The 11,605-nt window shown below is 63.7% G+C and carries 11 protein-coding genes; 6 read left to right on the top strand and 5 right to left on the bottom strand.

The genetic code is table 11. The features are described from left to right. Positions 1-10 precede the first annotated feature (10 nt). The 3 genes from WK25_RS20335 to WK25_RS20325 all read left to right on the top strand — a co-directional run bounded on the left by WK25_RS20335 (position 11) and on the right by WK25_RS20325 (position 2,312). Positions 11-268: a PAAR domain-containing protein gene (locus WK25_RS20335; RefSeq protein WP_069242568.1), complete on the top strand. Its 258-nt coding sequence runs from the start codon at positions 11-13 to the stop codon at positions 266-268. 18 nt (positions 269-286) lie between these two features. Further along, positions 287-595 (top strand): TrfB-related DNA-binding protein, encoded by a 309-nt coding sequence (locus WK25_RS20330; RefSeq protein ID WP_059546294.1) that lies wholly within the window; start codon positions 287-289, stop codon positions 593-595. 232 nt (positions 596-827) lie between these two features. Continuing rightward, complete coding sequence (locus WK25_RS20325; RefSeq protein ID WP_069242567.1) at positions 828-2,312, top strand: aminotransferase class V-fold PLP-dependent enzyme; 1,485 nt, start codon at positions 828-830, stop codon at positions 2,310-2,312. A gap of 368 nt (positions 2,313-2,680) precedes the next feature. Here WK25_RS20325 and glyA read toward each other — a convergent pair whose 3' ends face one another. Together glyA and WK25_RS20315 are read right to left on the bottom strand one after the other, a co-directional pair. Then, positions 2,681-3,928, bottom strand: coding sequence for a serine hydroxymethyltransferase (glyA, locus tag WK25_RS20320; protein ID WP_069242566.1), 1,248 nt, complete (start codon positions 3,926-3,928; stop codon positions 2,681-2,683). Positions 3,929-4,379: 451 nt separating this feature from the next. Beyond that, the gene (locus WK25_RS20315) at positions 4,380-5,324 is read right to left on the bottom strand and encodes a LysR family transcriptional regulator (protein ID WP_059549052.1); all 945 of its coding nucleotides are present in this window, start codon (positions 5,322-5,324) and stop codon (positions 4,380-4,382) included. Between the two features lie 139 nt (positions 5,325-5,463). Between WK25_RS20315 and WK25_RS20310 the strand changes: the two genes are divergently transcribed. From WK25_RS20310 to WK25_RS20300, 3 genes are all read left to right on the top strand, one after another. Continuing rightward, a complete protein-coding gene (locus WK25_RS20310) occupies positions 5,464-6,228 on the top strand; it encodes an SDR family oxidoreductase (RefSeq protein ID WP_040139099.1) in 765 nt (254 codons plus the stop codon). 75 nt (positions 6,229-6,303) lie between these two features. Beyond that, complete coding sequence (locus WK25_RS20305) at positions 6,304-7,095, top strand: SDR family NAD(P)-dependent oxidoreductase (RefSeq protein WP_040139098.1); 792 nt, start codon at positions 6,304-6,306, stop codon at positions 7,093-7,095. 543 nt (positions 7,096-7,638) lie between these two features. Next, positions 7,639-8,634 (top strand): hypothetical protein, encoded by a 996-nt coding sequence (locus WK25_RS20300; protein ID WP_069242565.1) that lies wholly within the window; start codon positions 7,639-7,641, stop codon positions 8,632-8,634. Positions 8,635-8,750: 116 nt separating this feature from the next. Here WK25_RS20300 and WK25_RS20295 read toward each other — a convergent pair whose 3' ends face one another. The 3 genes from WK25_RS20295 to WK25_RS20285 are packed head-to-tail and all read right to left on the bottom strand — an operon-like array spanning position 8,751 to position 11,341. Then, positions 8,751-8,990 (bottom strand): hypothetical protein, encoded by a 240-nt coding sequence (locus WK25_RS20295; protein WP_069242564.1) that lies wholly within the window; start codon positions 8,988-8,990, stop codon positions 8,751-8,753. A gap of 17 nt (positions 8,991-9,007) precedes the next feature. Beyond that, on the bottom strand, positions 9,008-9,433 hold the full coding sequence (locus WK25_RS20290; protein ID WP_226209188.1) for a 2-oxoglutarate dehydrogenase: 426 nt from the start codon (positions 9,431-9,433) through the stop codon (positions 9,008-9,010). A 57-nt stretch (positions 9,434-9,490) separates the two neighbouring features. Beyond that, a complete protein-coding gene (locus WK25_RS20285; protein ID WP_069242562.1) occupies positions 9,491-11,341 on the bottom strand; it encodes a S10 family serine carboxypeptidase-like protein in 1,851 nt (616 codons plus the stop codon). Between the last annotated feature and the right edge of the window lie 264 nt (positions 11,342-11,605).

The raw sequence follows: 11,605 nt of genomic DNA, 5'->3' as shown, positions 1-11,605 counted from the left end.
GACACGTCATATGCGAGGAATCATCCGGGTAGGCGACCGGCACACCCACGGCGGCCGCGTCGAGTCCGGCGCCGAACTCAGCAAGGTCATGGGGCGTGCGGTCGCCCGCGTCGGCGACATGTGTTCGTGCCCGATCCACGGTACATGCACGATCGTCGCAGGCGATGCGGCCTTCAACGTCGAAGGCCAGGCCGCCGCATTCGACGGCCACGAGACGTCATGCGGAGCGACGCTGATTTCATCCTTTCCGACGTCGGTGCGAGGCTGAATGCTGAAGACGCGACGCATGACCGCCGAGCAATTCCGACTGCTGCGGCTGCACGACACGCGGATCAAGCCGCTGAACCAGTGGGCGCTGCACGAGATTTTCGTGAAGGGGCGCCCACAGCGCGAGCTGGCCGCAAAACTGGGCATCAACCGCTCCGCAATGTCGCAGCTCGTTCGCAAGGCGTGGCAGCGGTATCTCGAACTGCCGGGCAACGTCACGCGCCTGACGACGGTGACGATCACGATCCCTGCCCAGTATGAACAAGCGCTGCACGCATGGGTCGAGGACGCACATCGCTTGTCGAATCGGCGCGATCGCAACCCGTAGCCGCGACCGGCTCGCCGGAGGGCGCCCACCGAACCCTCCCGCCCACCCCGCTTTCCGTATGACCAAAGCCCGTTACGCGGGCGAGATCATGAGGAAGCAGATTCCCCCATATGCGGATTCGATAAAACGTTATTCCACATCGAGCTAATTTCACAGCCAACTTTGGATCCTTTTTCCCCGCCTCTGCACGTATCATTTCCCCCGTCACGAACAGAAGAGCCAACGAAAGGACATGAGCGATACCACCCCGCTGCACTACCTCGACTACGCAGCGACGACCCCGGCGGACCCGGGCGTGATCGAGGCGATGACGGCCTGCCTCGGCGCCGATGGCATTTTCGGCAATCCCGCCTCCAGTTCTCACGCCGCGGGCCGGATCGCAAAGCAGAAGGTCGAGCACGCGCGTGCGCAGGTCGCCGCGCTGATCGGCGCGGATGCCGACGAGATCGTCTGGACGTCGGGCGCCACCGAATCGAACAACCTCGCGCTCAAGGGCTACGCGGAAACGGCGACCGACAAGCGTCACCTGATCACGAGCCGCATCGAACACAAGGCCATCCTCGACACGATGGCGCATCTCGCGAAGCGCGGGATGACCACGACGTTCGTATCGCCCACCGCCGACGGCGAAATCACCGTCGACGCGGTAGCCGCGGCGATCCGCCCCGATACGGGGCTCGTATCGCTGATGCTCGTCAACAACGAACTCGGTACGCTGACCGACATCGGCGCGATCTCGCGCGTCGTGCACGCGGCCGGCGCGCTGCTGCACGTCGACGCCGCCCAGGCGCTCGGCAAGACGCCGATCGACGTGCGCGCGCTCGGCATCGACCTGCTGTCGATGTCCGCGCACAAGGTCTATGGTCCCAAGGGCATCGGCGCGCTGTTCGTCCGCCGGGAAATTGCCGATCGGATCGCGCCGCAGATTCACGGCGGCGGCCACGAGCGCGGCCTGCGCTCGGGCACGCTTGCGACGCATCAGATCGTCGGGATGGGCGCCGCGTGCGAACTCGCTGCCGAAAAGCTCGAGCGCGAAACCGTGCGGATCGCGGCGCTCAGCAAGCGGCTGACGGACGCGCTGCTCGCGCTCGGCAGCATCACCCACAACGCGGCAACCGCACGCCGCATTCCGCACACGCTGAGCGTCACGGTCGACGCGCCGGGCTTTTTCCCGTTCATGCTCGGCGATTCGCTCGCCGTATCGTCGACGTCCGCCTGCAATTCGACGAGCGGTGCGCCGTCGCACGTTTTGACCGCGATCGGTCTCGATCCGGAAGCCGCCGGCCGCACCGTGCGCGTGAGCTTCGGCCGCTTCACGACGGAGCAGGACGTCGATTTTGCGATTGCATGCTTCGAACGCGCGCTCGAGCAATGCCGCGCGTCGGCTGCCACCGGATTCACCGCGTCGCGGCAGATTACGCCGGCCGAGCTGAAAGCGATTCGCAATGCAGGCTTTCGCGCGGTGATCTGCAATCGGCCGGACGGAGAAAGCGCCGATCAGCCGTCATTCGACGAGATCGCGGCGGCCGCGCGCGAACTCGGCCTCGACGCACGCTATCTGCCGGTCGAACGCGACGGGATCGGCGACGAGCAAGTCGACGCGTTCGGCGCACTGGTCGACGCGTTGCCGAAGCCGGTGCTCGCATATTGTCGAAGCGGCAGCCGCTCTGGAATGCTGTGGAACCGGCTGACGGCGCGACGCGCCGAGACGGTGTGAACCTGACACTCGCGTAACGCAACACCGCCCGCGTTCGCTGCACGCATCGATCGATCCGGCATTATGCGTCGCGATACGACCGATGCCGCGCAGCAGCGCGCTTGCCCTGCGGCGCGGGGCATGTCGACATGCGTCGCGCCCTCCCGGCTCCTCGGCGTTCGTTGCACACCCCAAGCCGCCAAAGCGCGCCGCCGAACGGTGCACGCATCCGCCGTTTTACCGCACCGCCGAAATCCGATATCGCCGCGAGACGACACAAACAGTCCGGCTCGCCGAACCTTGCGAGCCGGATTTGTTTGCATCGCTTCGGATTTCAAAAGGTTCAACCGCGCAGGAGGCTGAATCCGACCGAATTCGCTTGCCGCGCCTTAACCGTAGACCGGGAAACGCTTGGTCAGCTCGGCCACCTGCGCGCGCACGCGCTCGATCGTCGCCGCGTCTTCCGGGTTCTCGAGCACGTCGGCAATCAGGTTGCCGACCTGCTCCGCTTCCGCCGGCCCGAAGCCGCGCGTCGTCATCGCCGGCGAACCCAGGCGGATGCCGCTCGTCACGAACGGCTTTTCCGGATCGTTCGGGATCGCGTTCTTGTTCACCGTGATGTGCGCGGCGCCGAGCGCCGCTTCCGCTGCCTTGCCCGTGATGTTCTTCGCGCGCAGGTCGACCAGCATCACGTGGCTTTCCGTGCGGCCCGACACGATCCGCAGCCCGCGCTTGACCAGCGTTTCTGCCAGCACGCGTGCGTTCTCGACCACCTTCTGCTGATACGCCTTGAACTCCGGCGACAGCGCTTCCTTGAACGCAACGGCCTTCGCCGCGATCACGTGCATCAGCGGGCCGCCCTGGATACCCGGGAAGATCGCCGAATTGATCGGCTTCTCGTACTCCGCCTTCATCAGGATCACGCCGCCGCGCGGGCCGCGCAGGCTCTTGTGCGTCGTCGTCGTCACGAAGTCGGCGTGCGGCACCGGGTTCGGATACACGCCCGCCGCGATCAGCCCCGCGTAGTGCGCCATGTCGACCATCAGGTACGCGCCCACCGACTTCGCAATCTTCGCCAGACGCTCGAAATCGATCTTCAGCGCGAACGCCGATGCGCCCGCGACAATCAGCTTCGGCTTGTGCTCGTTCGCCAGCTTCTCGGCCGCGTCGTAGTCGATGTCTTCGTTTTCGTTCAGCCCGTAGCTGACGACGTTGAACCACTTGCCCGACATGTTCACCGGCGAGCCGTGCGTCAGGTGGCCGCCGTGCGCGAGGCTCATGCCCATGATCGTGTCGCCCGGCTTGAGCATCGCGAAGAACACGCCCTGGTTCGCCTGCGAACCCGAGTTCGGCTGCACGTTCGCCGCTTCCGCGCCGAACAGCTGCTTCACACGGTCGATCGCCAGCTGCTCGACCACGTCGACGTATTCGCAGCCCCCGTAGTAGCGCTTGCCCGGGTAACCTTCCGCGTACTTGTTCGTGAGCTGCGAGCCCTGTGCGGCCATCACGGCCGGGCTCGTGTAGTTCTCCGACGCGATCAGCTCGATGTGATCTTCCTGGCGGCGGTTTTCCTGCTCGATCGCTGCAAAGAGTTCGGGATCGACGTTCGCGATGGTGCTGGTAGAGCGATTGAACATGATGATTGATCGAAAGAGAGTGATGGATGACATCGACAACCATGCCGCCCCGCGATGCCGGCCGAACGGTTATTCGCCGTTGCCATTCCAGCAGACGCGGGTTCGTTCAGATAGAAGGATTACGACATTCCGCTAGGACGCATCGCGCCGCGGATGGGCAAACAAAATGGTTCTTCGTGGACGTACGGGGCGGGGGAGGAACGTCGGCGGTCGGCCAATTGCGGAAGTCGGCCGGTTCCCTCGCATAGGGATCCAAGCTTCGCCTGCGCCGAGAAGGCAGACTTTCGCGCGAACTCCGCATCCGGATACTGTGGGCATTTCGAAATCGGTCCCAGGCAGAGTCAACGGCTTGCCCCAGTCACCAGAATGTTTGTGCGCCACGGTGCGGAAGGATCGCGCTCTCACCGAACCTGAATGCGCGAACAGGGCGGACGCATGTTCTTGATGAACGTCAATTCGTCACCGATGCGGCGCCTGGCCAGTTTCCGTCACCTCGGTCCCAAGGAGGCACGCCACCGAACGCATCGACCAGGTAATCGATCATGACGCGCACTCTGGCACTCAGATGCCGACGGCTCGGATACAGTGCGAGTATGTCGATATCCGGCAAGCGGTACTCGGGCATAACATGAACGAGCCGGCCAGCGCGGAGATCGTTGCCGATCAGGAAAGTGGGCTGCCAGATCAAGCCGTGCCCGGCGAGGGCGGCTGTGCGTGCCGTATCGCCGTTGTTGGTATGCATGTGACAGTCGACCTTCACCGAGTGAAGCTTGCCGCGCGCGTCGATCAGTTGCCAGTCGTCGCCCGTAGCAGCATACGTGTAGCCGATACAGCGGTGCCCGGCCAGCTCCGCCGGGGATGCCGGAACGCCGAAGCGAGCCAGATAGGCCGGCGATGCACACAGAATGTTTTGCGACGTCGCCAGCTTGCGGGCCGCATGACTGGTCGAACCGGCGCGTGAGATGCGAATGGCGAGATCGTAGCCTTCGTCCACGATATCGACGACGCGGTCAATCAGTCCGACGTCGAGTTCGACTCCCGGGTATTTCCGCATGAACTCGGGCCACAACGGTGCCAGATACAAAATACCGAAGCTCACGGGGGCGTTGATGCGCAGCCGCCCGCGCGGCTCGACCGACGCCGACGAGACCAGCCCCTCTGTCTCGGCGACATCGTCGAGGATCGACTTGCAACGGGCGTAAAGCGTCTCGCCGCCCTCGGTAAGAGAAAGCGTACGCGACGAGCGATTCAGCAAGCGCGTGCCCAGATACGCCTCCAGTTCATTTACGTAACGTGTGACATTGGCGGGAGACGTGCCGAGCGCATCCGCGGCGCGCGCGAAGCCCCCACGGCTCACCACCGTCACGAAAACCTCGAAGGCGCGCAGGCGATCCATCAGTACCTCGATTCATTCACAAAAGCTGAATGATATAAGCACATTTTAGCGCTTTCTACAATCAAAACTGAGGCCTATATTGCTTTCAACGCGCCAATGCATGGGGCACTGGCCGACGAAGTGCATCAGGAGATTGAAAATGCAACGCTTGAAAGGAAAAGTCGCCATCGTCACGGGCGCCAGCGCAGGGATTGGGCGTGCTACGGCAACGCTCTTCGCGAAGGAAGGCGCCAAGGTGGTCATCGCAGCGCGGCGCGCGACAGAACTCGAAACACTCGCCGCTGAGATCGTCAGCGAAGGCGGCGAAGCCGCGTATCTGGCGGGTGACGTGCAATCGGAGGACTTCGCGAAGGCGCTGGTCGCGCTCGCGGTGAGCCGCTTCGGCCGCCTGGACATTGCCTACAACAACGCCGGTACGCTCGGCGAGATGGGACCGAGCACCGGTATTTCCGAAGCAGGCTGGAATGCTGCGCTGTCGACCAATCTGACGAGCGCCTTCCTTGGCGCGAAACATCAGATTCCGGAAATGGTGAAGCAAGGTGGGGGATCGATCATCTTCACGTCGACGTTCGTCGGTTACTCGTTCGCGTTTCCGGGCACCGCGGCCTACGCGGCCAGCAAGGCCGGCCTGATCGGCTTGACGCAGGCACTGGCTGCCGAATACGGCGCGCAAGGCGTGCGCGTGAACGCGGTATTGCCGGGCGCGGTCGACACGGACATGTATCGCGGCATGAACGACACCCACGAATCCCAGGCGTTCGTCACGGGGCTGCATGCGCTCAAGCGCGTTGCAAAGCCGGAAGAGCTTGCCCGGTCGGTGCTGTATCTCGCTTCCGACGATTCGTCATTCGTGACCGGTACGGCATCACTTGTTGACGGTGGCGCGTCCATTACCCGGACCTGATCGCTCTTTGTCGGCATCCGGCTTCTACCTGCCGATGCCGCCAGTTCTACCTCACTCATGCAAAGGAAATGACTCATGGACCTGAATCTGCAAGGCAAGCTCGCATTGGTCAGCGGCAGCACCGCCGGCATTGGCTACGCTATCGCCAGGACGTTGGCGCAGGAAGGCGCGCGCGTGATCGTGAATGGCCGCTCCCAGTCATCAGTGGATGACGTGGTCGCGCAACTGAAAGCCGAGACGGGCAGCGACGTAACGGGTTTTGCGGGCGATCTCGCCACCGCGGCGGCGGCCGATGAACTCGCAACGCGTTATCCGGACGTGGAAATCCTGGTCAACAACCTGGGTATCTTCGAGCCCAAGCCATTTGAGGAGATCGCCGATGCCGACTGGTCGCGTTTCTTCGACGTCAACGTGTTGAGCGGCGTACGCCTCGCTCGCCTGTTTCTGCCTGCGATGAAGCGTGCCAACTGGGGGCGCATCATCTTCATTTCGAGCGAAAGCGGCGTGCAGATTCCAGCGGAAATGATCCACTATGGGATGACGAAAGCCGCGCAGATTGCCGTATCGCGCGGGCTCGCGGAAGCCGTTGCCGGCACTGGCATTACGGTCAATAGCGTGCTGCCGGGGCCGACGAAATCGCGTGGCGTGGGCGAGTTCGTGGAGGCGCTTGCAAGCGCCGACGGCAAATCGTTTGAAGCGTTCGAACGGGAGTTCTTCGAGAAGGTCCGCCCCACATCGCTCATCAAGCGATTTGGCTCACCGCAGGAGGTTGCGTCGCTCGTGGCCTATATCGCCAGTCCGCTTTCGTCGGCCACGACGGGAGCCGCGTTGCGAGCCGATGGAGGCGTTATAAAGAGCGCCTTTTAAAACACCGGCCGACAGCTCCGCGGTCACATCGGGACATTAACGGGGACAACTTTGACAACCGAAGCCCAATGCACTCGCGGGCCGCCATACTCCGCGAAGCGGCCATGCGATTGCGGATGGCCGCTTCAGGATCGTTCAGAGTCTTCCACTGACGAGCCGGTCGGTGCGCGAGTTGACGACTTTTCCCGAAGTCGTGACCGTTTTTTTCCTCTACGGCATCAGCCTCCACGGTTCCGTGCAATGTATGGGTCTGCGGGGCCAGATCAGCCTCACTCGGCACTGACATCTAACAGTCTTTGACCACGCAGCCTGGTCGGTCGCTGTAATCTTGGAGATCGATTCGCAAAGGTCGTTGGACGCCGTAACCGCGATCGGCGTGGCGCACTACCCGGTCTCGGTCGCTTCAATGCCCTGGATTATGCGAGCAACGAAAGTTGCAGCCCCACGACCCTTGTGAAGCCGTCTCTTTCGCATGCGCTGCGAGTGCAAGCATCGCTGTGCCGCACGCACCGGTGCCGCCCTGTTCATAAAAAGGTGATCCCCGTGAGAACCATTGCATTGATCGTGTTGAGCTGTCTGGCACTGACCGCTTGCGGGGGCGACGATAGTTCCTCTTCCCCGGCGCAGCCCGGGAACGTAGCAGAGTCCACCAACACCGGGCGCATCGGAGGTAGCGACGGCTCCGGCAACAGTACGCTGACGCTGCGCTACGATGCCCTGCCCAGTGCGGCGGATCAGGCGAGCTTCCTGACGCTGATCAACAACGAAGGCGCAAAGGGCTATCGCTACCTCGGCGACTCCTTCTACGACGCCGGCAATGGCGGCTCGCAATCGATCTTCGTAAACGACGGCGCCGCGCAGATATACACCTACCAGTTGCAGCCGACGCCGACCACCATGACGGGCTTTGTCAGCCAGGCCAACGCACAAGGCACGAGCGGCTACCGGTTCGAAGGGCCGCTCACGTACGGTTATCTCTATCGCAAGGACAGCGGCTCGTCGGCCACCTACTCATACACGACAGCGGACCTGTCGACGAACCCGGACGCGTTCGTCGCGCAGGCGAACGCCGAGGGGCAGTCGGGCTACTGGTTCCTGGGCCCGATGGTCGCGGGATCGGAACAGGCGAACGTGTACATGAAGAACAACGCGTCGAACGCGACCTACACATACGATGCAGTGATACCGACGTCGACCGTCGGGGACTTCATCACGCAGGCCAACAGCGAGGGGGCGAAGGGCTATCGATCGAAGGGCAAGATGCAGTTCGGCCCTTTGCAACCGACTGGCGCGATTAATCTCTCGTGGATCTACATGAAGGACCAAACTCAGTCGGCGACTTTCACGTACCAGTCGGCCGCGGTCCAGGCGACCGGCGCGAGCTTCGTCCAGCAGTTGAATACGTTCGGTGCGCAGGGCAATGCGTATTTAGGCGATCTCGCTCTCGGCATGCCGTCGCCGACGGCATCTTTCTACTTCGAGGCCAGCAACTGCACGGGTTTCCTGTGCACAACGCTGAATCCGCTCACGCAAAACTAAGCAATCGCGGCGGCTGAGCTTGCCGTGCACCCTCAAGCAGCGCCGCGAACAGCTATCCGAGAAACGGGCTTCGCCTATGTCGAAGCGCGCCAACGCCCACGGACAAGCGGCTTGGATCACGCCGTTGGAACGGTTCGGCCGTCGATGGCGTACTCGGCGCCGATGATGGCGCTGGCCCCGTGCGGAGACAAGGAGACCGGTGGGTTATGCCACTTCCCCGGAAAGCACGGCCGGCCAAGAGGAATGCCGCCGGGCGAATCCATGATGACTTTCCGGGCGCCGTCCGTGTCGATGCCGTTCTGCTCGGCAATTCTGGCGGACGGCGCCACGTTCGGCGCCGTCCCGGCGGCCAGCATGCGACCGCACTACACCCTCACTCCTGCTGGTCCTGCTGTTCCTGTTGCGCCTGCACCTGCCGCTGCTGGATGAACTGCCGCACGTCGCTCATCGTTACGCGACCGGTGTGTTTCGCATCGATCTCGTCGAAGTGCTTCGCGACGAACCCGAGCCCGCTGCTCTGCGCCTGCGCCTTCGTCACCGCCGCGCCGTTGCTCAGCACCGTGTTGCCGCCGAGCCGCGCATCGATCCGCTTTTGCGCCTGCTGCTGCAGCGTCGCGCCGGTCGACGGCAGCACCGGCGCCGCGCGGGTCGAAGGAAAGAACGGACCGTCGACGCCGTGCGCGCCGTGCGGCAGCTTCACCGGCGCGACCGCCTGCGGCGGCAGCGCGTAGGCGCTGCTCGTCACTGCACCGACGACGATCGACAAAGACATATGCCGCATCAAGTTGAGTAGAGACATGATCGCTCGCATTCAATGGATGAATAGAGGGTTCCCTTGGCGCAACGCGTGCGTTGCTCAAGGTGCGACCGCCAGCGTCGTCGCGGCCGTGCCGCCCGGCGTGCTGCCGGTCGGCGTGCCGGCCGGGTTCTCGTCCGGCCACGGCGGCGGCAGCGTGCGCAGCGTCAGCGCGGTCGGAATCCGCCCGCCCTGATAGAACAGCGTCAGGTCGCGCTTCATCTGCGGACGGGCGACGTCATCCAGATACGTCATGTGCCCGCCCTGGAAGAAGTTCACCTGCAGCTTCGGGTTCAGCCCCTTCACCGTCTGCAGACGCGCGAGCTGCTTCTCGGTATTGAAGAACGGCGTCGCGAGGTCGTGCAGCCCGTTCTCCGCGAGCACGTGGAGCTTCGGATTCAGCTGCAGCGCACCGAGCAGATCGGGGATCGTGTCGGGCATCGGCTGGCCGTCATGCGAGAAGTCCCACACCTCGATGATGTTGTCGTTCAATGGCAGGTAGGTCGCGTTCGGCGCGGTGTAACCGAGGTAGTCGGGCATCTGCGTCGCAAGCGCGTTCGTGAACGGCTGCGAGATCAGGATGTCCGACGGGTCGCCGTCCGTCTGCAGCCGCGGGTCCGAATTCGGCAACGACACGCGTCCGTCGTAACGGCCGATCGTGGTGCCCGGCAGCAGGCTCGTGCCGAACGGATTCGCGTTGAAGTAGCCGCGCAGCGCCTGCAGCGTCAGGCTCGACGGCACCGACCACAGCCTCAGCGTCGCATCGCTCGGGAACACCGGCGTGCCGAGCGCATCCGGAATGCCGAGCTGGCTCAGCACCCACGATTGCGAGTATCGCTGCAGCTGGTTGTAGATCAGCGTCGTGAACAGTTCCGTCTGCAGCGCGTACAGATACGGGTTGACCGGCGCCGGCGACACCTGGTTGAAGTACTCGGCGACGGCCGCGTAGCCCGGCAGATAGCCGGCCACGGTATCGGTGTCGAGCAGCAACCCTTCGGTCGACTGCGTGATCGCGACCGCTTCCACCGCATCCGCGAAGTAGTTAAGGATCGCGGACTGCAGCACGATCCCCGTCAGGTGCACACCGGCCGATTCGAGCGCGAGCGCGAGCATGTCGGTACGCGGCGTGCCGTACGATTCGCCGTACAGGTAGATCGGCGACGACCCACGGCCGTTCACGTTCAGGTAGCGCTGAATGAAGTCGCGCATGATGTTCACGTCCGCGTCCGAACTCCAGTACTTCTGGTTCGTGTTCGGCAACACGGCTTCCGACAGCCCGGTGCCGGGCGGGTCGATGAACACGAGATCGGTCGTATCGATCAGGCTTTCCGCGTTGTCGACGAGCGGATAGTTCGGCCAGTTGCTGCCGAACAGCGGATCGGGCGTCGCGACGCGCGTCGGCGCGAACGAGCCGAGCCGCAACCAGATCGACGACGAACCGGGGCCGCCGTTATAGACGAACGTGACGGGCCGCGGCTTGCCGTTCGTGCTCGGCGCGGTGTACGCGACGTAGGACATCGATGCTTCCGCGTTGCCGTTCGCGTCCTGCGCGGTCAGGTGGCCGGTGGTCGTCGTGTAGTTGACCGTCGTGCCGCCGGACTTCCACTGGTAATGCATCACCGCCGCCTTCTCGGATACCTGCGCGGGCGCGAGGCCGTCAGTCGCGTTCATCGAATACGCGACCGGGTCGACGTAAGGCTGGTTGGACGCCGGCGTCTGATTGGCGGCCGCCTGTTGCGCGCTGGCCTGCTGGCTCGCGGTGGCCTGCGCGACGCTCGATGCGCCCACCGACGACGAATCGTCGCCGCCACAGCCCGCGAGCGCGAGTGTCATCGCGGTCAATGCGCCTAGCCCGGTCAGCCGGCCGCGACGCCCGCGGCGGATGCCGGCACTGCTCCTGTCTGGTTTCATCTCTGTCCTTCGTGTTGGGTCGGATACCGCTTCACACTGGCCGCCACCACCGCCGAAAAACGCGCAGGCGTACCCGCCACTCGCGTTGCACGGTCGGCAGACGGCGATCGGGAATTGGACTACTTCGAGAGACTGAACTTGATACAGAACACAGCAAACTGCTGGCGGAGAATGATGCGAGAACGCCGCCCCCTTGCAGTTCCAACGACTTTTGTATTACGGAAATTTACGACATGACAAAAATAGGCGGTGCTGCGCCGCGTT

Source organism: Burkholderia latens, from assembly GCF_001718795.1.
Lineage (GTDB): Bacteria > Pseudomonadota > Gammaproteobacteria > Burkholderiales > Burkholderiaceae > Burkholderia > Burkholderia latens_A.
Note: the sequence above shows the minus strand (reverse complement) of the source record. Positions and strands in the feature narration are given on the sequence as shown.

What these genes read in the sequence shown, in the direction of transcription:
- WK25_RS20290 (WP_226209188.1), bottom strand. Translation starts at nt 9,433, where the DNA reads ATGTCTCTACTCAACTTGATGCGGCATATGTCTTTGTCGATCGTCGTC.
- WK25_RS20325 (WP_069242567.1), top strand. Translation starts at nt 828, where the DNA reads ATGAGCGATACCACCCCGCTGCACTACCTCGACTACGCAGCGACGACC.
- WK25_RS20285 (WP_069242562.1), bottom strand. Translation starts at nt 11,341, where the DNA reads ATGAAACCAGACAGGAGCAGTGCCGGCATCCGCCGCGGGCGTCGCGGC.
- WK25_RS20305 (WP_040139098.1), top strand. Translation starts at nt 6,304, where the DNA reads ATGGACCTGAATCTGCAAGGCAAGCTCGCATTGGTCAGCGGCAGCACC.
- WK25_RS20310 (WP_040139099.1), top strand. Translation starts at nt 5,464, where the DNA reads ATGCAACGCTTGAAAGGAAAAGTCGCCATCGTCACGGGCGCCAGCGCA.
- WK25_RS20330 (WP_059546294.1), top strand. Translation starts at nt 287, where the DNA reads ATGACCGCCGAGCAATTCCGACTGCTGCGGCTGCACGACACGCGGATC.
- WK25_RS20295 (WP_069242564.1), bottom strand. Translation starts at nt 8,990, where the DNA reads ATGCTGGCCGCCGGGACGGCGCCGAACGTGGCGCCGTCCGCCAGAATT.
- WK25_RS20335 (WP_069242568.1), top strand. Translation starts at nt 11, where the DNA reads ATGCGAGGAATCATCCGGGTAGGCGACCGGCACACCCACGGCGGCCGC.
- glyA (WP_069242566.1), bottom strand. Translation starts at nt 3,928, where the DNA reads ATGTTCAATCGCTCTACCAGCACCATCGCGAACGTCGATCCCGAACTC.
- WK25_RS20315 (WP_059549052.1), bottom strand. Translation starts at nt 5,324, where the DNA reads ATGGATCGCCTGCGCGCCTTCGAGGTTTTCGTGACGGTGGTGAGCCGT.